The following is an 18461-nucleotide window of genomic DNA, read 5'->3' as shown; positions in this document are numbered from 1 at the left end:
CCGCCTCGGATCGAACGCGGACACGGGCGGGTCCCTCCCGAAACCCGCTCACAAAAAAAGCCCGGATCGCTCCGGGCTTTTCCCTGCGGCTCGGATCACTTCTTCTTCGGCAGGTACAGGTCGGTGATCGTGCCTTCGTAGACTTCCGCCGCCATGCCGACCGATTCGCCCAGGGTCGGATGCGGGTGGATGGTAAGCGCGATGTCGGCCGCCTCGCTGCCCATCTCGATCGCCAGCGCCAGTTCGGAGATCAGGTCGCCGGCGTGCACGCCGACGATGCCGGCGCCGACGATGCGGTGGGTTTCCTCGTCGAAGATCAGCTTGGTGAAACCCTCGGTGCGGTCGATGCCGATGGCGCGGCCCGACGCCGCCCACGGGAACTTGCCCACGCCGACCTTCAGCCCCTTTTCCTTCGCCTCGCGCTCGGTCACGCCGACCCAGGCGATTTCCGGATCGGTGTACGCCACCGACGGGATCACCCGCGCATCGAAGTGGCTCTTCTGTCCGGCCACTGCCTGCGCCGCGACGTGCGCCTCGTGGGTGGCCTTGTGCGCCAGCATCGGCTGGCCGACCAGGTCGCCGATGGCGAAGATGTGCGGCACGTTGGTGCGCATCTGCGTGTCGACGTTGATGAAGCCGCGCTCGGTCACCGCCACGCCGGCCTTGTCCGCGCCGATGTTGCCGCCGTTCGGCGAGCGGCCCACCGCGACCAGCACGCGGTCGAACAGCGTGGTCTCGGGAATGCTGTCGCCTTCGTAGCCGACCTCGATGCCTTTCTTGGTGGCCTTGGCACTGACTACCTTGGTCTTCAGGTGCACGCCCTTGAGCTTGCCGCTCAGGCGCTTGGCAAGCGGCTTGATCAAATCGGCGTCGGCACCCGGGATCAGCTGGTCCATGAACTCGACCACGGTCACCGCGCTGCCCAGCGCGGCGTACACGGTGGCCATTTCCAGGCCGATGATGCCGCCACCGACGACCAGCAGGTTCTTCGGCACGTCCTTCAGTTCCAGCGCGCCGGTGGAATCCATCACGCGCTCGTCGTCCCACGGGAACGCCGGCAGCTTCACCGACTGCGAACCGGCGGCGATGATCGCGTGCTCGAAGCGGAGCAGCTTCACGCCGTCCTTCGTCTGGACTTCCATTTCGTGCGGCGACACGAACGCGCCGCTGCCTTCGACCGTGCGCACCTTGCGCGCCTTGGCCATGCCGGCAAGGCCGCCGGTGAGCTGGCCGACCACCTTGTTCTTGAAGCTGCGCAGCTTGTCGATGTCGATTTTCGGTGCGCCGAACGTGACGCCGTGCGCGCCCATCGCCGCGGCCTCGTCGATCACCGCCGCGGCATGCAGCAGCGCCTTGGACGGGATGCAGCCCACGTTGAGGCAGACGCCACCGAGGCTGGCGTAGCGCTCCACCAGCACGGTGTCGACGCCGAGGTCGGCGGCGCGGAACGCGGCGCTGTAGCCGCCGGGGCCGGAGCCAAGCACGACCAGCTTGCATTCGATGTCGGCCTTGCGGCCGGTGCCGGCCGCCGCTTGCGGCACCACGTCACTCCCTCCCCTGATCGCCGGGGAGGGTTGGGCAGGAGTGGCCGCCGGAACGGCGGCCGTCGTCGGTGCAGCAGCCTTGGGCGCTTCCGCTTTCGCAGCTTCCGCCGGCGGTGCGGCAGCAGCCTCGCCGGCAACCTCCAGCACGGCAATCAGCGCACCCTCGGAAACCTCGTCGCCCACCTTGAGCTTTACTTCCCTGATCACGCCGGCGGCGCTGGAGGGAATCTCCATGGTCGCCTTGTCCGACTCCAGGGTGATCAGGCTCTGCTCCTTCGCCACCGTGTCGCCGGCCTTCACCAGCACCTCGATCACCGGCACGCTGTCGTGGCCGCCGATGTCGGGAACCTTGATCTCGATCGTGTTCGCCATCGTCGTCGCCTCCGGTCAGAGCAGCAGCCGGCGGATGTCGCCGAGCTGGTTGGCGAGGAAGCTGGCGAAGCGCGCGGCGAGCGCGCCGTCGATCACCCGGTGGTCGTACGACAGCGACAGCGGCAGGATCAGCCGCGGCGCGAATTCCTTGCCGTTCCACACCGGCTTGGTCACCGACTTGGAGACGCCGAGGATGGCCACTTCCGGCGCGTTGACGATCGGCGTGAAGTAGGTGCCGCCGATGCCGCCGAGCGAGCTGATCGAGAAGCAGCCGCCGGACATCTCGGCCGGGCCGAGCTTCTTGTCGCGTGCCTTCTTCGAGATCTCGGCCAGGTCGCGGGCCAGCTCGAGCAGGCCCTTCTTGTCGCAATCGCGGATCACCGGCACCACCAGGCCGTCAGGCGTGTCCACCGCGATGCCGATGTGGAAGTACTTCTTCAGGATCAGCTTCTCGCCGGACTCGTCGAGCGAGGCGTTGAACTGCGGGAACGCCTTGAGCGCCGCCACCACCGCCTTGATCTGGAACACCAGCGGGCTGATCTTGAGGTCCTTGTTCTCGGCGCCAAGCTGCTTGCGGAACGCATCCATCTCGGTGATGTCGGCGTCCTCGTGCTGGGTGACATGCGGGATCATCGCCCAGTTGCGCGCCAGGTTCGCGCCGGAGATCTTCTGGATGCGCGACAGCTGCTTCTCCTCGATCTCGCCGAACTTGGCGAAGTCGACCTTCGGCCACGGCAGCAGGTTCAGGCCACCCACCGAGGCGGCGGCGCCGGCCACCGGACGCGCGCCGGAAGCGAGCGCGTGCTTGACGTAGGCGCTGACGTCCTCGCGCTGGATGCGGCCGCCGCGGCCGCTGCCCTTCACCTGCTGGATATCCACGCCCAGCTCGCGCGCGAAAGCGCGGATCGCCGGGCTGGCGTATGGCGCGTCGCCGGGCATCACGATGCTGGCATCCATCGGCGGGCGCGCCTGCGGCGACACGTCGCCCTCGGGCGCGTTGCCCGGCTGCGCGCCCTGGCCGGCGATCGGCGCGGGCTTGGCTGCGGCGGGTGCCGGTGCAGGCGCCGCCGGGGCCGGAGCTGGGACTGGAGCCGCTGCGGCGGGCTTGGTGGCGACCGCCTCGGCGGCTGCGCCATCGGCCTCGATGACCGCGATCACCGCGCCCTCGGAAACCTCATCGCCCACCTTCAACTTCATTTCCTTCACCGTGCCCGCGAACGGCGAAGGCACTTCCATCGTCGCCTTGTCCGATTCCAGCGTGATCAGGCTCTGTTCCTTCTCCACCCGGTCGCCGGCCTTGACCAGCACTTCGATGACGGGAACGTCCGCGTGGCCGATATCGGGAACGCGGGCTTCTTTGAGGTCGGCCATGGTGACTCCTGCGGCGATGGCGTGCCGCTCGGGGATGGCGGCCGCATACAAGAGTTCAATCATAACGAAGGCAGGGCCGATCCGTATGCCCGGATCGTGGGGTCGCCGCGCCATTTACCATGCGCATACGTATGCATGACCTTGAGCGCACGCACCGGGCCGCCCCCTTCCCGTAACCTGACCCGCATGACCCTGCCGCATGGCGGCGCAGGAAAACACCCCATGCTGACCATTCGCGACCTGTCGAAGACCTACGCCAACGGCGTGCGGGCGCTGCGCGGCGTGTCACTGGACATCCCCTGCGGCATGTTCGGCCTGCTCGGCCCGAACGGCGCCGGCAAGTCCTCGCTGATGCGCACCATCGCCACGCTGCAGGATCCGGACGAAGGCACGATCCGGCTGGGCGGGATGGACCTGCTGGCCGACAAGCAGGCCACCCGCCGCCTGCTCGGCTACCTGCCGCAGGAATTCGGCGTCTACCCGAAGGTCTCGGCCGAGGCGATGCTGGAGCACTTCGCCGTGCTCAAGGGTGTCACCGCAAGGGCTGAGCGGCGCGAGCTGGTGGAATCGCTGCTGCGCCAGGTGAACCTGTGGGACGTGCGCAAGCGCAAGCTCGGCACCTACTCCGGCGGCATGCGCCAGCGCTTCGGCATCGCCCAGGCGCTGATCGGCGACCCGCGGCTGGTGATCGTGGACGAGCCCACCGCCGGGCTCGACCCGGAGGAGCGCAACCGCTTCCTCAACCTGCTGGCCGAGATCGGCGAGCGGGTGGTGGTGATCCTGTCCACCCACATCGTGGAGGACGTCACCGACCTGTGCCCGCGCATGGCGATCATCGGCCAGGGCCAGGTGCTGCTCAGCGGCGAGCCGGTCGAGGCGATCCGCTCGCTCGAAGGCCGCGTGTGGCGGCGCACGATCGACAAGGCCGAGCTGGACGGCTACCGCGCCCGCATGAACATCCTGTCCACCCGCCTCGCCGGCGGCCGCACCCTGCTGCACGTGCTGGCCGACGCGCTGCCGGAAGAAGGCTTCGAACCCGTGGCGCCCGACCTGGAGGACGTCTACTTCGGCCGCCTGCGCGCACAGGCCACCGCCCGCGCCGCCTGACGCCATCTTCGAAACACGGACGGGAATACCGATGTTCTTCGAGATACTTCGTTTCGAACTGCGCCAGCAGCTCAGGGCGCCGCTGTTCTGGATCGTCGCGGCGGTGTTCGGCTCGCTGGCGTTCGCGCTGGCCAGCACCGATGCGGTGATCGTCGGCGGCGCCAGCGGCAACGTGCTGCGCAACGCCCCGCTGGTGATCGCGCGGCTGCTCGGCGTGCTCAGCGTGCTCAGCACCTTCCTGGTCACGGTGTTCGTGGCCGGTGCGGCGCTGCGCGATTTCGACCAGCGCACGTCCGAACTGTTCTTCACCACGCCGATCAGCCGCGGCGCCTACCTCGGCGGCCGCTTCGCCGCCGGCGGTCTCGCCGCGCTGGCGGTCATGCTGGCCTGCGCGCTGGGCCTGGCCATCGGCGGCCTGATGCCATGGATCGACGCGGCGCGGCTGGGCCCGGCGAGCTGGCACGGCTACGCGTGGGCGTTCGGCGTGATGGTGGTGCCGGACCTGCTGTTCATCGCCGCGCTGCTGTTCCTGCTCGCGACCACCACGCGCTCGCTGCTGGCCACCTACATCGGCCTGATCGTCTACTTCGTGCTGAACTCCGTGGTCGGCCTGCTGACCCGCGACGTCAACAACCATGTCATCGCCGCCATGCTCGACCCGTTCGGCGGCCGCACGCTGGCCCTGGTCACGCGCTACTGGTCGGCGGACCAGGCCAACCACGAGCTGCCGGCGCTGGGCGGCGTGCTGCTGTTCAACCGCGTGCTGTGGGGCGCGGTGGGCATGGCCATGCTGGGCGCCACCATGGCGCTGTTCCGGCCGAACCGCGAAGGCCTGCAGCTGCCGCGGCGAAGGAAGCGGACGGAGCCGCCGATGCTGCGCCCGCAGGCCGCCGCCGCGCTGGTGCTGCCGAAGGTGCGGCTGGCCGACGACCTGCGCACGCACCTGCTGCAACTGCGCACGCAGTTCGCGTTCGACACCCTGGGCGTGCTACGTGGGGCGCCGTTCCTGATCATGCTGGCGCTCGGCTTGTTCAACCTGGTCTTCGCGCTGGCGCTGTCCAGCCGGATCTACGGCACGGCCACCTGGCCGGTGACGCACCAGGTGCTGGAGAACGTGCGCGGCGGCTTCCAGTGGCTGCTGTACATCATCATCACGTTCTACGCCGGCGAGCTGGTGTGGCGCGAGCGCAGCCAGCGCTCGGCCGAAGTCACGGACGCGTTCCCGGTGCCGGACTGGGTACCGCTGACCGCCAAGCTGGGCGCGCTGCTGGCGGTGATCGCCGCGTTCCTGCTGATCGGCGCCGTGGTGGGCATCGGCTGGCAGCTGGGCCACGGCTACACGCAGCTGGAACCGGGGCTGTACCTGGCCACGCTGGCGCTGAATGCGATCCCGTTCGTGCTGCTGGCGGTGCTGGCGCTGTTCCTGCAGGTGGTCGCCAACAACAAGTTCCTCGGCTACCTGCTGACCATCGTGTGGCTGGTACTGGGCACGATCGGCTTCGACCTGCTGCACTGGGAGCAGAACCTGTACAACTACGGCAGCGCGCCGGGCCTGCCGTACTCGGACATGAACGGCTTCGGCCATTTCCTCCCGGCCGTGCTGTGGTTCGATTTCTACTGGGCCTGCTTGGCCGTGGCGCTGCTGGTGCTCGCCGCGCTGCTCTGGGTGCGCGGCACCGGGCAGTCGTGGCGCGAACGCCTGCGCGAAGCGCGCACGAGGCTGCATACGCCGGCGAAGATCATGCTGGCCACGGCGCTGCTTGCGTTCGTCGGCAGCGGCGCGTGGATCTACTACAACACCAACGTGCTGAATCACTTCCAGAGCAGCGTGGCGAAGACGATCCAGCGCGCCGACTACGAGAAGAAGTACTCGAAGTACAAGGACCTGCCGCAGCCGCGCATCACTGCGGTGAAGGCCGACGTGGACATCTTCCCCTACCGGCGCCGGCTGGAGATCCGCGGCCACTACATCCTGGTCAACAAGCACGCTGCGCCGATCAGCGAGCTGCACGTGAACTTCGCCGACGAATTCACCGTGAAGTCGCTGGCGCTCGCGCCGCACGACACGGTCAGCGCGGACAAGGAGCTCGGGTACAGCATCTACCGGCTGAAGACGCCGCTGGCGCCGGGTGCGTCGATGGCGTTCGATTTCACGCTGGAATACGCGCCGAAGGGCTTCACCAACAGTCCGGAAGGCCAGTTCCTCGCCCACAACGGCACGTTCTTCAACAACGCCATGATGCCGCAGTTCGGCTACCAGGCCCGAACGCAACTCACCGATCGCAACGACCGCCGCAAGTACGGACTTTCCGCCGGGGTGCCGCGGATGCCGAAGCTGGGCGACCAGAAGGCGCGTGCGGACACCTACATCAGCAACGACGCGGACTGGATCAGCTTCGACACCACCGTTTCCACCACGCCCGACCAGATCGCCATCGCGCCGGGAACGCTGCAGAAGGAATGGACGGCCAACGGCCGGCGCTATTTCCACTACACGATGGCCCAGGACGGGACGGACCAGCCGATGCTGCCGTTCTTCTTGTATCTGTCGGCGCGCTACGCGGTGAAGCACGAGACGTGGAAGGGCGTGGACATCGCGGTGTACTACAACCCCGCGCACGCCTGGAACGTGGAGCGGATGATCCAGGGCGCGAAGGACGCGCTGGACTACGACGACGCGAACTTCACGCCGTACCAGTTCAAGCAGCTGCGCATCCTTGAGTTCCCGAACTACGCCGGCTTCGCGCAGTCGTTCGCCAACACCATCCCGTATTCCGAGTCGATCGGCTTCATCGCCGACCTGCGCGACAAGAGCAAGATCGACTACGTCTACTACGTCACCGCGCACGAGGTAGCGCACCAGTGGTGGGCGCACCGGGTGATCGGCGCGAACATGCAGGGTTCGACCATGCTCAGCGAGTCGCTGGCGCAGTATTCGGCGCTGATGGTGATGAAGCACAAGTACGGCGCCGACCAGATGCACAAGTTCCTGAAATACGAACTGGACGGCTACCTGGCCGGCCGCGCCACCGAGAAACTGGCCGAGGAGCCGCTGGCCAAGGTGGAGAACCAGCAGTACATCCACTACCGGAAAGGCTCGCTGGTGTTCTACGCGTTGCAGGACTACCTCGGCGAAGGCACGCTGAACGCGATGCTGAAGCAGTTCCTGCTCGACAAGGGCTTCCAGCAGCCGCCGTACACCACGTCGCGGGAGTTCATGGATGCACTGGCGAAGGCCGTCGATCCGAAGTGGCGCGGACTGCTGGACGATTTCTTCTGGAAGATCACCCTGTTCGACAACCGCCTCATTGACGCCACCGCGAAGAAGCTGCCGAACGGCAGGTACGAAGTGACCCTGCGGGTGCACGCCGGCAAGGTCTACGTCGACGGCACCGGCAAGGAAACCGCGGCGAAGCCGGACATCCCGATCGAGGTCGGCGTGTTCGCCGCGTCCCCGGGCAACGGCAGGGACGGCAAGCCGCTGTACCTGGAAAAGCGCCTGCTGCCCGACGGCGACAGCACGCTCACCGTCACCGTCGACGGCAAGCCCGCACTGGCCGGCATCGACCCGTACAACGAACTGATCGACAAGGTCTCCAGCGACAACCGCCGCGCGGTGACGGTGCCGTAGGCTCAGTCGGCCTTCGGTGCGCCCCGCACCAGGGTGACTTCCTGCGGACCCGCCGGGACGCTGATCTGCCGTGCATCGATCTGCCGCTTGATCGCATGCAGCAGGTCGGTCTGTGTGCTCCAGTTGTCGGCGCTGCGGGTCCAGCCGCGCAGCACCAGGTTCACCGTCTGCGTGGCCAGGCTCTCGATCCACACGCCGGGGGCCGGCTCCTTCAGAACCCGCGCGTCCGCAGCCATCAGTTGCGTGATCACCGCCATCACCCGGTCCGTGTCGTCGCGGTAGGCGATGCCGAGCTTCAGCTCGAAGCGCCGCGAGCCCAGGCGGTTGTAGTTGAGGATGACATCGCCGCCGATCTTCGCGTTCGGCAGGATCGCCTCGCGGTTGTCCGGCAGGATCAGCTGCGTATGCATCAGGTTGATGGCATGCACCGTGCCTTCGCTGCCGCCGGCACTCACGTAGTCGCCGACCCGGAACGGCCGGAACACCACCAGCAACACGCCCCAGGCCAGGTTGCTGAGCGAACCCTGCAGAGCCAGGCCGATCGCCAGCCCCGCCGTGCCGAGCGCGGCGACCATCGGCGCCGAGGGCACACCCAGCACACCCAGCGCGGTCACCAGCAGCAGGGCAACCAGCACGCCGTAGGTGAGGTTGCGCAGGAAGCCGCTGAGCGTGGAATCGAAATTGGCGCGGCCCAGCGCACCCTGCACGACATTGGCCAGCCGGCGCGCCACCCACATGCCGACCAGCAGCACCAGCAGGGCGCCGAGCAGGTGCAAGCCGATCTGCACCGCCTGGTCGGAGTAGGCAGACATCGCACGAGCCACTGCCGGCGCGACGGAAACATCGGACATGGTCTCGCCTTCCGAAAAAAACCGGAGGCCAGCCTAGCAGGAGAACCGCGACGACATCGCCATCGCGGGCGGTGCGGGTACCCCCTACGGACGGCTAGAGCCGGCGATCCTCGATCTCGCTGACCCGGCCGTCGACGATGGTCACCACGGTCGTGTGGTCGCCGCGGCGGTACCGCCACTGTTCGCCGCCCTGGTGCTTGTCCACCACCTGGACGCCGCCGCGGCGACCGTGGCGGCGCGCCTTGGGTGCATGCGATTTCGACGAGGGCTTGCCCAGCAGCTCGACCACCCGCTCGCGGCTGTCGCCGGCGGCAAGCACCTGGTTGCCGACGCGCAAGGTGCTGGAGGCATGCACGGCGGCACTGAACGCGAACAACGCGACGACGAGACGAATGCGCATGACCTGCTCCCTGGCCTGATTGGAACGGACTGGCTGGAATCGCGTAACCCGCGGATCGCGCCGCCTCTCAGAAACCGGCGCCCGGCTGCGCCAGGTAGCGCATTTCCTCCGGCGTGCTGGGGCGATCGAGCGCGGCGTTGCGATGCGGAAAGCGGCCGAAGCGCGCGATCACCCCGGCATGGCGCCGAGCATAGTCCAGGAAATCATCGAACAGCTGGCGCTGTTCTGCCGGTACGCCGGCGCGCAACGCTTCGAACAGGGCCACCGATCGCTGCTGCAATGCCCGGTCTTCCGCGTGTTCCAGCGGCAGGTAGGCGAATACGCGCCGCAGTGGCGGCAGTTGCCGGTCGTCGCCGCGGGCCAGGCCCGACAATGCGAGGCGCTGTGCCCTGACGTCCTGTGTCCACGCGCGCGCATCGCCGCGGTACAGGTTGCGCGGGCACTGGTCGAGCAGGATCAGCAGGGCCAGCCAGCCGGCCGGCGTGGCCGCCCAGTCGTCCAGGCCGCCGGCTGCGGCGGCTTCCGCGGCAGCGCCGAAGTGCATGCAGATCCGCGCGTCGAACGCGGCGTCGGCGGCAAACCAGTGCGCCTGGTTCGCTTCGTCGAACCAGAAATCGAGAACGTCCTGTGCGGTCGCGGGCATCATCGCTTGGATCAATAACGGGCGGTGCCGGCCAGGCTGTGCATGTCCAGGTGGATGCCGCGCAGGCGCGGCAGTTGCCGCCGCAGGACCAGCGCCGGCGCCGCCGGGGCGATCGCGATGGCGTGTTCGAAACGGTGCAGCAGGTCGCTTTCGCCGTGGGCCAGCACGCGCAGCCAGGCCTGGTCGCGGCGGCTGGCGGCATGCACCAGCCAGCCGGCCAGATGCCGATGAACGACGCCCCGCCAGCTGCCACGCAGGCAGGCCCGGTCGCCGGAGCGCGACTGCGCCTGCAGGTCGGCGATCAGCAGGTCCAGCGTCCGTGCGTTGTCGCTCAGCACCATGCGCAGGCCCGGTTCGCACATCCTCGCGGCATGCCGGTACAGCTGGCGCAGGTCGATGCTGCGCCGGGTCAGGGCATGGCAGGTGGATGCTTGCGGGCGCCGCGGCATGGCCGCCTCCGGGCGGTGGGTGGCTGGTCGGCGGCCATCCTCGCTCCCGCCTACTTAGCGGGAGATTAACCTGGCGCGTTTCATCGCCGGCCAGTCAGCCGCAGGTGGGCTTGGCCGGCACCGGCTCACGGCTGGATCTGCAGCAGATCCAGCGGCCGGCCGTTGCCGCCGCGCACGCCCTGCTGCAACGATGCCAGTTGCCGGATCGACGGGCACAGCGCCTCGATCTGCGGGCGAAGCGCCTGCAGACGGGCCTGCACGCGCGGCTGCAATCCGGTGGCCAGCGCGGCAGCACGGTCGCGCAGGCTGGCCGCGGCCTGCAGGTCGCCGGCCAGCGCCGCGCTGACCGCCTGCTGGCCGAGGTCGCCAGCCAGCAGCGGCAGCAGGTCGCCGGCGATCTGGTTCATCATCTGGTTGGCGGCGTCGCCCTGCCAGTCGCGGGTGCTCTGGCTGAGCGAAATGCGGCGCTTCAGCTCGTTCGCATGCGCCGCCAGCCGGCGCTCGAACTCGGCGCGGGTGGCGGCGTCCAGCTGCATGCCGTCGGCCTCGGCACGCAGCGCCTGCGCCGCCATGTCCACACCGTTGCGCGCCACCGTGCGGACCCGCGGCGCCAGCGCGCGCAGGTCGCGCTCGAACAGCGCCAGCCGGTCCTCGTTCTCCGCGTTCTGCGGCACCACGGCGCCGTCGGTGCGCAGCACCCCGCGCTGCAGCTCGACGTGGAACGGCGCCGGCGTGGTCCGGTCGAACAGCAGGCTGTCGGGTTTCAGGGTGACGTCGTAGCTGCTGCTGGCGTGACAGGTCGTCGCCAGGTCCTGCGCATGCAGCGGAGTGGCGGCGAGAGGCAGGGCGAGCAGCAACAGCAATCGTGGCAGGCGCATGGATGGCTTCCGGATGAACTTGCCCAGCGATAGCCGACGCCGTCGCAACCGCCGCTGAACTGGCCGCTCAAGGGCGTCGCGGGTGGAACTGCGCACGCACCGCCGGGCGGCCCAGCTGCCAGGCCAGCCACAGCAGCAGCGGCAGCGCGGCCGCCTTGAGCGCCAGGCCGACCTGCCAAGTGCGCTCGGCCCGCGCGATCATCCACAGCGCCACCTCGCCCAGCTGCGGTTGCGCCCGCGCATGCTGCCGCGCGATCTCGAAGTCGCCGGTGTGCTGCAGCATCAACACGCCGGTGACCAGCGTCCACCCCGCCAGCAGCACGGCCAGCACCTGCATCGTCGGCCGCGCCCATGCCTGGTGCAGGATGCAGCCAGCGCACGCCGCGATCACCACCAGCGCGGCCGCCAGGTAGGCGTATTCGGCGTGCTGCAGGTACTGTACGAACCCCACCGCGGCGAACAGCAACAGGATCCAAACGGCGCTCATCCACGCCGAGAAGCGCTGCGCCGAGGCGGGGCCGGTACGCATCGCCAGCGGCATCAGCGGGCCGCCTTCAGGCCGGCCAGGTCGCCCAGCACCTGTGCCGAGTTCTTCTCCGGATCGACGTCCACGTAGACCTTCGCGACCTTGCCCTGCGGGCCGGTTGGGAAAGTGGCGCGCCAGGCGCAGTGCGCGCCCATGCGCGAGCCCGGCACGAGCAGGCAGGAAAGACGACGCATGGCGGTGGCGGCTCCAGTTCGGGGAAACGAAAACCCAGGGGGCAACCGCCACAGTCTACCCGTCGCGACGAAGGAGGGCGCCGGACGGACACCCTCCTTCGCCGCACCGTGCGGACATCAGTGTTTGCGGATGGTGAACTTGCCCACCGAGACACCCAGATTCACGCCTTCCCCGGTGCCGGACAGCGCCAGCGAGGTCGTGCCCTTGGTCAACACCTGCACGGTGCCGCTCTTCACCACGCCAGCCTCGGCGCCGGCCTGCACGTAGTCGCCGTAGACGTCGGCGATGCCATGCACCTTGCTGATCTCGCCCTTGCCGTGATCGATGTGGTACTTGCCGGCGGTGAGGCCGCCGCCGACCACGGCGATCTTCACATCCGCGCTCTGGCCGTTGTCGCAGGTAATCGTGCCGCTTCCTTCGGCGTGCTTGTAGAGCAGCGACCAGCCGGAGAGGTTGTAGACGAGATCGCATTTCACCGACGCTTCGGCAGCTTGTGCGTTGCCCGCCGGCCACGCGGCCATCGCGCCGGCACAGGCCAGGACCAGGGCAGCCATTCCAAGAGTACGCTTGATCATGATGTTCTCCTTGCGGTTCGTGCGGGGGGACACGGACGCGACCGGCCGCATGGATCGCGGGCTGCCGCGTGGTCGGAAATCGTGTTTACGTCAGCGTGACAGCGATGTGCAGAAGCTTGACTGCCCGTTCAGGTTGTCCGGCGAAAGCACCGCGCTGGCAACGATTCGCAAGCCGCGCCGAGACTTGTGAGCGGACCGGGACCGTGCCTAGACTCGGCATGGCCCGATGCCGGATCACCGCGCAAGGAGAACCATGGTCAAGTATTCACTGGTGGGTTACGACGGCTCGGAAGCCTCGCGCCGAGCGTTCCAATTCGCCATCGAGCTGGCCCGCTGCGGCAACGGCCGGGTGCGCGTGGTGTCGGTGCTGCAGGTGACCGAGGGCGGCGCGGACGCCTCGGCGTTGATGATGGCCGACTCCGGCACCCGGCGCGTGCAGGAACTGCTGGAGGAACTCACCGCGATCGTGCCGGACGCCGACCGGCTGGTCGACGTCGAGCTGATCTACGGCAGCCCCGGCGACGTGCTGCTCAGCCAGGTCGAGCAGCATGGCGTGGACCATATCGTGATCGGCCATACCGAGCGCGGCGCGCTGGCGCGCTGGCTGCTCGGCTCGGTGTCCGGCAACGTGCTGGCACGTGCCCATGTGCCGGTGACGGTGGTGCGCTGAAGTGCGGCGACGCCGCGGTGCGAGTCGGGCCGCGTTAACCCACCGTCGCGCCCGCGTCGTATCCTGTGACATCTTTCTGTCATGCGGGCGCCTGCCGCGGCGGCCGGCATTCGCGTTGCCCTACGGGAAATCCGCTTGAGTTATTCCACCGACCTGCCCTGGACCCTGGAAAGCATCGATCTGGACCGGATCGAGGTCGCGCGCATACGCCACGACGAGGATCTGTTTTTCCTGCTGTGCAGTTCGTCCTTCGTCGAGAGCGGCTCGGACCTGTACACGCAGAACCTGGTCCGCCACTTCGCCGACGACGAGGAACTGGGAGCCTGGCTCAGCCAGCACTGGGAGCAGGAGGAGCTGCAGCACGGCCGTGCGCTGGCCGCCTACGTCAGGAAGGTCTGGCCGGAATTCGACTGGGACAAGGGCTTCCAGGCGTTCTGGAGCGAATACGGCGCGGTGTGCACCGCCGAGCAGCTGGAAACCTGCCGCGGGCTGGAACTGGCCGCGCGCTGCGTGGTGGAAACCGGCACCGCCAGCCTGTACCGCGCGCTCAACGAGATCACCGACGAGCCGGTGCTGAAGCAGCTGACCAACCACATCAAGAGCGACGAAGTCCGCCACTTCAAGTACTTCTACCAGCACTACCGGCTGTATCGCGAGCGCGAGGGCTTCGGCCGCTACAAGGTGTTCCGGGCGATCCTGCGCCGGGTCAACGAGATCAAGAGCGAGGACAGCGACATCGCGCTGCGCCACGTGTTCAACCAGTGTTACCCGCAGCACCAGGGCAACGAAGCCGAGTTCCGCCGCATCAGCGACCGCGCCCAGGGCCTGTTGCGCCGGCACATTCCGGCCGGGATGACGGTGAAGATGCTGCTCAAGCCGCTGGACCTGCCCGCGCGCCTGCAGAGCGCCCTGGAAAAGCCGCTGGCGAAGATCACCGAGAAGCTGTTCCTGCACTGATGCTCATGGCGATCCGGCGGGCGGGTCCGTGCGCGCCTTGCTGTCGATCTGCCGCTGCTTCTGCTGCGCGACCTTGAGGCTCTTCACGTCGACCGGGCGGATCCGGGTGATCGTGCAGGGGAAATTGCGCGCCCCGGTGAGCACCTTGTCGAAGCCGACCATCACCTGGCCGACGCTGGAGGTGATCCCGATCGCGTTGACGAATTCCAGGTCGTGGCAGCCGCCGAGGTCGAGCAGCCACGCCTCGTTCGGCCGCGTGTAGACGGCCAGCTCGGTGTCGCCCAGCGGCTCCCACGTGTACAGGTTGAAGAAGCGGAAGCTGCGCACCGGCGCCCCGGCCGCGGCGGCATACGCGGCCTGGCGCTCGCTGATCCGCTGCGTGTAGGGCGCGCCGGCGCAGCCGACGAGCATGGCGGTCAGGGCCGTCGCCAGCAGAACACGTGTCGTGGTGCCCATGTCGTCGGTCTCCATCGGTGGGAGGTACCAGAACGCACGAGACGGCTTTCCGCGTACCGCGCTACTTCTTTTTCTGCTTGCCGACGGCAACCCACCTGGCCGGGTCGAAGCCGGCCACTTCGTAGACCAGGGCCTGCCTCTTCTCGCCGTCGACCAGGGTGACGTCCAGCTCGATCTTCTTGGCCTTGCGCAGCATTGCGATGAAGCCGTTGTCGTCGCGGATCATCAGCGCCGGCTCGCCGGTGGACGGCGCGAATGCCTTGATCCGCACCGGCTTGCCGTCGGCGCTGCCGGCGATGATGCAGTTGCCGCGGCAGACGAAGCCGGGCTTGCTGCCGTACAGGAACACGCTCTGGCCCCACTCGGTGTGCCGGCGCAGCACCAGCCGCACGCGGTCGCCGCTGGCGGGCTGGCTGTTCTCGATGGTGGCGGTGGACTGCGTGCCGCCGGCCATCGGCGCCACCTGGTACAGCCACAGCCCGGCCAGCCGGTTCTTCTCGCTGGCCTCGGTGTAGCGCTGCTCGATCGCCGGCAGGGTCTGCAGCACCTCCTTCGCCGCGGCGCTGTCCGGAAACCGCTTGACGATGTCCTTGCCCATCGACACCGCCATCTCGTCGTTGCGGATGCGCAGCAGCTGGCGGTAGGTATCGAGGTTGCGCGCCGCGTCGGCCGTCCGGGCCTGGGCCTGCTGCTGCTCCGCCGTCGGTGCCGGAGCGCCGCCCTGGGGCGAGCAGCCGGCCAGCAGCCAGGCAGCGCAGAAAGCCAGCGGAACACAACGGAGAAAAGCGCGATTCATCGGCGACCTGCCAGGCGGGAACAGGCGGCTAGCTTGGAACGATCGGCCGTCGCCGCGCAACCGTCCGTGTTCAATCCTGCCGGCCGAAGCGCTCGCGCAGCGCGGCGCGATGGCGCCGGCTGCAGGGAATCTTCCCGCCGTCACGCATCTGCAGCCGCGCGTCGCCGGTTTCCAGCGGCTCGATCTCGGCCAGATAGTCGAGGTTGACGAAGTAGCCGCGATGCACCCGCACGAAGCGCGCCGGATCCAGCCGTTCCTCGATCCCGGCCATGGTGGCGCGCAAGGGATAATCGCGACCGCGCACATGCAGGTTCACGTAATTGCCCGCAGCCTGCAGCCACTCGATCTCGCTGGCGTTGAGCAGAAACTCCTTGCCCAGCTTGCGCACCAGGAAGCGCTCCGGCCGCTCCACCGGCTCCACCGGCGCACCCTCGTCCGGCGCGGCCAGCAGTTTCGCCTCGCCCTGCTGGCGCAGCAGCCACAGCCGCGACAGGCAGATCAGCGCGACGATGATGAAATAGCTGCGGATGTCCTTCAGGTACTCGTAACCGAAGTTCGGCCACCACGCGCCCAGATGGTAATGCCGGCCTGCCATCGCATAAGCCAGTCTGCGCAGCCCGACCATGCCGGCCACATGGATCAGGCTGAACGCCACACTGGCCAGCAGGTGCCAGGGCAGGCTGTGACGCCACGTATCGAAGCGGAACGGCCAGCGCCATTCCACCATCTTCACGAAGGGGATCAGCAGCAGGACCAGCAGCGCGCTGCTCGATTCCCACACCCACGGTTCCCAGGCCGCCGTGCGGGCATGGTCGATCTGCGCAACGAAGCCGTTGAACACCGTGTTCAGGAGGGACAGCGCCACCCAGAAAGCCACCTCGACCGAGGGTGGCCAACGCTGAAAATCCCTATATCCACCATCCGCCTGCTCGCTCATGCGGGCGATTCTACGTGGCCGCGGCGAAATCCCCACGCGCCCCGTCCCGCACCGGGGTCGCTTCGTCCCCGACGGCCCGCCATCCGTCACCCCAGGCTGGGAATGACGGCAACACCGGCCCATGCTGGCCCCCGTCCATCCAGCCCGGAGCGATACGATGAAAAGGCGCGACTTGCTGAAGGCGGCCGTCACCCTGCCGCTGCTGCCCTTGCTGATGCGCAGTGGCACGGCCCTGGCGCACGGCGCCGGCACCCTTGCGACAACCCTGCGCTCGCGGCTGCGCCCGGAGCAGCCGGGCTGGCCCGCGGCCGCGGAATGGGAGCAACTGAAACGGCAGGTCGGCGGCCGGCTGCTGAAGCTGGAATCGCCTTTCGCCCACTGCGACCCGTCGCAACCGGACGGCGCCTGCGCGCAGGCGCTCAAGCAGCTGGCCAACCCGTTCGCGGTGGGCGACAACCCCGCGCTGACCCAGACCAGCGGCTGGGCCGATGCCTGGAGCTCGCAACCCAGCGCCTGGGCCGTGGCAGCCGAGAACCCGGCCGACGTGGTCGCAGCCGTCAACTTCGCCCGCAAGCATCACCTGCGACTGGTGGTGAAGGGCGGCGGCCACAGCTACCAGGGCACCTCGGACGCGCCGGATTCGCTGCTGGTGTGGACGCGCCACATGAACCAGGTGAGCCTGCACGACGCCTTCGTGCCGCAAGGCTGCGCCGGCCATCTGGCGCCACAGGCGGCGGCAAGCGTGCAGGCGGGCGCGATGTGGATCGACGCCTACGACGCCGTGACCACCCGCGGCGGCCGCTACGTGCAGGGCGGCGGCTGCACCACGGTGGGCGTGGCCGGGCTGGTGCAGAGCGGGGGCTTCGGCAGCTTCTCCAAGCGCTGGGGCACGGCGGCGTCCAACCTGCTGGAGGCGGAGATCGTCACCGCCGACGGCCAGGTACGCATCGCCAACGCCCGCACGAATCCGGAGCTGTTCTGGGGCCTCAAGGGCGGCGGTGGCGGCAGCCTGGGCGTGGTCACGCGGCTGACCCTGCGCACCTTCGAGCTGCCCGAGTTCTTCGGCGGTGTCAACCTCACCGTCAAGGCCGACTCGGATGCGGCCTACCGCGCCCTGATCGCCGAGGCGGTGGGCTTCTACCAGCGCGCGCTGTTCAATCCGCACTGGGGCGAGCAGATGAAATTCTACGGTGGCCACACCTTCGAGGTTTCCATGATGTTCCAGGGCCTCAGCCAGCAACAGGCCGAACAGACCTGGGCGCCCTTTCTGGCCTGGGTGCATGCGCGCAAGGATTGCCACGTCAGCAAACTTTTCCAGGCGCTGGCGGCGCCGGCCCGACATCTGTGGGACGCCGAATTCCTCCGCAAATATCTGCCGAGCGCCATCGTGTCGGACGACCGGCCCGGCTCCCCCCGCCACCACTTCCTGTGGTCCGGCGACCACGACCAGGTCGGCTGGTTCATCCAGGGCTACCAGTCGGCCTGGCTGCCGGCTTCGCTGCTGCAGCCAGGGCGGCAGACGCCCTTGGTGGATGCCTTGTTCGAGGCCGCGCAGCACTACGGCGTCTCGCTGCACTTCAACAAGGGCCTGGCCGGCGCGCCAGCCGATGCGATCGACCGTGCCCGCGACACCGCCACCCATCCGCAGGTGCTCGATGCCTTCGCCCTGGCCATCAGCGCCAGCGGCGGCGATCCCGCCTTTCCCGGCATGCCGGGTGCGAAACCGGATCTGGCCATGGCGCGGCGCATGGCCGCGGCCGTCGACAAGACGATGGATGCGCTGCGTGCCGTGGCACCCGACGCCGGCTCCTATGTCTCGGAAAGCGACTACTTCCTGCACGACTGGCAGCGGGGATTCTGGGGCGGCAACTATCAGCGCCTCGCCGCAGCGAAGCGCAGGTACGACCCCGACGGCCTGTTCTTCGTGCACCACGGCGTCGGCAGCGAGGAGTGGAGCGCGGACGGCTTCAACCGCTTGCTGACCTAGAACGCCAACCTGCTTGCGCCCGGAGCTTGTGAAGGAAACCACTTCCCGTGGTTTCCTTCCGTCGCGAGTCCGGCACATGTATGCCCGCTCCGCTCCCGGGCATCGGGCAACTGCTC

General features: G+C 68.4%; 19 protein-coding genes. 6 read left to right on the top strand and 13 right to left on the bottom strand.

Going from position 1 to position 18461, the window contains the following annotated elements; genetic code table 11:
• Positions 1-95 precede the first annotated feature (95 nt).
• A complete protein-coding gene (lpdA, locus tag DEO45_RS10890; RefSeq protein ID WP_114343432.1) occupies positions 96-1916 on the bottom strand; it encodes a dihydrolipoyl dehydrogenase in 1821 nt (606 codons plus the stop codon).
• 15 nt (positions 1917-1931) lie between these two features.
• Positions 1932-3287 (bottom strand): dihydrolipoyllysine-residue acetyltransferase, encoded by a 1356-nt coding sequence (gene aceF / locus DEO45_RS10885; protein WP_114343850.1) that lies wholly within the window; start codon positions 3285-3287, stop codon positions 1932-1934.
• Between the two features lie 222 nt (positions 3288-3509).
• Between aceF and DEO45_RS10880 the strand changes: the two genes are divergently transcribed.
• Entirely contained in the window at positions 3510-4394 is an 885-nt protein-coding gene (locus DEO45_RS10880) for an ABC transporter ATP-binding protein (RefSeq protein ID WP_114343430.1), read from the top strand.
• 31 nt (positions 4395-4425) lie between these two features.
• Positions 4426-8025 carry an ABC transporter permease/M1 family aminopeptidase gene (locus DEO45_RS10875; protein WP_114343427.1) on the top strand — a complete coding sequence of 1200 codons (3600 nt, stop codon included), beginning with the start codon at positions 4426-4428 and terminating at the stop codon, positions 8023-8025.
• Between the two features lie 2 nt (positions 8026-8027).
• On the opposite strand, the gene DEO45_RS10870 is transcribed toward DEO45_RS10875, so the two are convergent.
• The 8 genes from DEO45_RS10870 to DEO45_RS10835 form a co-directional block, all read right to left on the bottom strand.
• Positions 8028-8876 carry a mechanosensitive ion channel family protein gene (locus DEO45_RS10870; protein WP_114343425.1) on the bottom strand — a complete coding sequence of 283 codons (849 nt, stop codon included), beginning with the start codon at positions 8874-8876 and terminating at the stop codon, positions 8028-8030.
• A gap of 94 nt (positions 8877-8970) precedes the next feature.
• On the bottom strand, positions 8971-9276 hold the full coding sequence (locus tag DEO45_RS10865) for a DUF2845 domain-containing protein (RefSeq protein WP_114343423.1): 306 nt from the start codon (positions 9274-9276) through the stop codon (positions 8971-8973).
• 67 nt (positions 9277-9343) lie between these two features.
• Positions 9344-9919 carry a DUF924 family protein gene (locus DEO45_RS10860; protein WP_114343847.1) on the bottom strand — a complete coding sequence of 192 codons (576 nt, stop codon included), beginning with the start codon at positions 9917-9919 and terminating at the stop codon, positions 9344-9346.
• Between the two features lie 11 nt (positions 9920-9930).
• Positions 9931-10368, bottom strand: coding sequence for a hypothetical protein (locus DEO45_RS10855; RefSeq protein WP_114343421.1), 438 nt, complete (start codon positions 10366-10368; stop codon positions 9931-9933).
• Between the two features lie 125 nt (positions 10369-10493).
• Complete coding sequence (locus DEO45_RS10850) at positions 10494-11246, bottom strand: DUF2884 family protein (protein WP_114343419.1); 753 nt, start codon at positions 11244-11246, stop codon at positions 10494-10496.
• A 67-nt stretch (positions 11247-11313) separates the two neighbouring features.
• Positions 11314-11787, bottom strand: a complete 474-nt coding sequence (locus DEO45_RS10845; RefSeq protein ID WP_114343417.1) for a hypothetical protein — start codon at positions 11785-11787, stop codon at positions 11314-11316.
• Positions 11787-11966: a hypothetical protein gene (locus DEO45_RS16605; protein ID WP_189339728.1), complete on the bottom strand. Its 180-nt coding sequence runs from the start codon at positions 11964-11966 to the stop codon at positions 11787-11789. Before DEO45_RS16605 ends, DEO45_RS10845 begins: the two co-directional genes overlap by 1 nt.
• A gap of 117 nt (positions 11967-12083) precedes the next feature.
• Positions 12084-12542, bottom strand: coding sequence for a hypothetical protein (locus tag DEO45_RS10835; protein WP_114343844.1), 459 nt, complete (start codon positions 12540-12542; stop codon positions 12084-12086).
• Between DEO45_RS10835 and DEO45_RS16710 the strand changes: the two genes are divergently transcribed.
• The 3 genes from DEO45_RS16710 (at position 12535) to DEO45_RS10825 (ending at position 14169) form a co-directional block, all read left to right on the top strand.
• Positions 12535-12732 (top strand): hypothetical protein, encoded by a 198-nt coding sequence (locus tag DEO45_RS16710; RefSeq protein ID WP_223250849.1) that lies wholly within the window; start codon positions 12535-12537, stop codon positions 12730-12732. The genes DEO45_RS10835 and DEO45_RS16710 overlap by 8 nt on opposite strands.
• A 63-nt stretch (positions 12733-12795) precedes the next feature.
• Complete coding sequence (locus DEO45_RS10830) at positions 12796-13212, top strand: universal stress protein (protein WP_114343414.1); 417 nt, start codon at positions 12796-12798, stop codon at positions 13210-13212.
• 135 nt (positions 13213-13347) lie between these two features.
• Positions 13348-14169 (top strand): ferritin-like domain-containing protein, encoded by an 822-nt coding sequence (locus DEO45_RS10825; protein ID WP_114343412.1) that lies wholly within the window; start codon positions 13348-13350, stop codon positions 14167-14169.
• A 3-nt stretch (positions 14170-14172) separates the two neighbouring features.
• On the opposite strand, the gene DEO45_RS10820 is transcribed toward DEO45_RS10825, so the two are convergent.
• From DEO45_RS10820 to DEO45_RS10810, 3 genes are all read right to left on the bottom strand, one after another.
• Positions 14173-14625, bottom strand: coding sequence for a DUF6491 family protein (locus tag DEO45_RS10820; protein ID WP_114343842.1), 453 nt, complete (start codon positions 14623-14625; stop codon positions 14173-14175).
• Between the two features lie 61 nt (positions 14626-14686).
• Positions 14687-15421 carry a hypothetical protein gene (locus tag DEO45_RS10815; protein ID WP_114343410.1) on the bottom strand — a complete coding sequence of 245 codons (735 nt, stop codon included), beginning with the start codon at positions 15419-15421 and terminating at the stop codon, positions 14687-14689.
• Positions 15422-15491: 70 nt separating this feature from the next.
• Complete coding sequence (locus DEO45_RS10810; RefSeq protein ID WP_114343408.1) at positions 15492-16358, bottom strand: LytTR family DNA-binding domain-containing protein; 867 nt, start codon at positions 16356-16358, stop codon at positions 15492-15494.
• Positions 16359-16515: 157 nt separating this feature from the next.
• On the opposite strand from DEO45_RS10810, the gene DEO45_RS10805 reads away from it, so the two are divergent.
• A complete protein-coding gene (locus DEO45_RS10805) occupies positions 16516-18345 on the top strand; it encodes an FAD-binding oxidoreductase (protein WP_114343406.1) in 1830 nt (609 codons plus the stop codon).
• Positions 18346-18461 lie beyond the last annotated feature (116 nt).

Source organism: Rhodanobacter denitrificans, from assembly GCF_003335105.1.
GTDB lineage: Bacteria > Pseudomonadota > Gammaproteobacteria > Xanthomonadales > Rhodanobacteraceae > Rhodanobacter > Rhodanobacter denitrificans_A.
This window is presented reverse-complemented; position numbering and strand designations above follow the sequence as displayed.

Bases quoted from the DNA above. Each gene is read 5' to 3' on its own strand.
- DEO45_RS10875 (WP_114343427.1), top strand. From the start codon at position 4,426: ATGTTCTTCGAGATACTTCGTTTCGAACTGCGCCAGCAGCTCAGGGCG.
- aceF (WP_114343850.1), bottom strand. From the start codon at position 3,287: ATGGCCGACCTCAAAGAAGCCCGCGTTCCCGATATCGGCCACGCGGAC.
- DEO45_RS10855 (WP_114343421.1), bottom strand. From the start codon at position 10,368: ATGCCGCGGCGCCCGCAAGCATCCACCTGCCATGCCCTGACCCGGCGC.
- DEO45_RS10870 (WP_114343425.1), bottom strand. From the start codon at position 8,876: ATGTCCGATGTTTCCGTCGCGCCGGCAGTGGCTCGTGCGATGTCTGCC.
- DEO45_RS10845 (WP_114343417.1), bottom strand. From the start codon at position 11,787: ATGCCGCTGGCGATGCGTACCGGCCCCGCCTCGGCGCAGCGCTTCTCG.
- DEO45_RS10830 (WP_114343414.1), top strand. From the start codon at position 12,796: ATGGTCAAGTATTCACTGGTGGGTTACGACGGCTCGGAAGCCTCGCGC.
- DEO45_RS10850 (WP_114343419.1), bottom strand. From the start codon at position 11,246: ATGCGCCTGCCACGATTGCTGTTGCTGCTCGCCCTGCCTCTCGCCGCC.
- lpdA (WP_114343432.1), bottom strand. From the start codon at position 1,916: ATGGCGAACACGATCGAGATCAAGGTTCCCGACATCGGCGGCCACGAC.
- DEO45_RS10880 (WP_114343430.1), top strand. From the start codon at position 3,510: ATGCTGACCATTCGCGACCTGTCGAAGACCTACGCCAACGGCGTGCGG.
- DEO45_RS10835 (WP_114343844.1), bottom strand. From the start codon at position 12,542: ATGATCAAGCGTACTCTTGGAATGGCTGCCCTGGTCCTGGCCTGTGCC.
- DEO45_RS10810 (WP_114343408.1), bottom strand. From the start codon at position 16,358: ATGAGCGAGCAGGCGGATGGTGGATATAGGGATTTTCAGCGTTGGCCA.
- DEO45_RS10815 (WP_114343410.1), bottom strand. From the start codon at position 15,421: ATGAATCGCGCTTTTCTCCGTTGTGTTCCGCTGGCTTTCTGCGCTGCC.
- DEO45_RS10820 (WP_114343842.1), bottom strand. From the start codon at position 14,625: ATGGGCACCACGACACGTGTTCTGCTGGCGACGGCCCTGACCGCCATG.
- DEO45_RS10860 (WP_114343847.1), bottom strand. From the start codon at position 9,919: ATGCCCGCGACCGCACAGGACGTTCTCGATTTCTGGTTCGACGAAGCG.
- DEO45_RS10865 (WP_114343423.1), bottom strand. From the start codon at position 9,276: ATGCGCATTCGTCTCGTCGTCGCGTTGTTCGCGTTCAGTGCCGCCGTG.
- DEO45_RS10805 (WP_114343406.1), top strand. From the start codon at position 16,516: ATGAAAAGGCGCGACTTGCTGAAGGCGGCCGTCACCCTGCCGCTGCTG.
- DEO45_RS16605 (WP_189339728.1), bottom strand. From the start codon at position 11,966: ATGCGTCGTCTTTCCTGCCTGCTCGTGCCGGGCTCGCGCATGGGCGCG.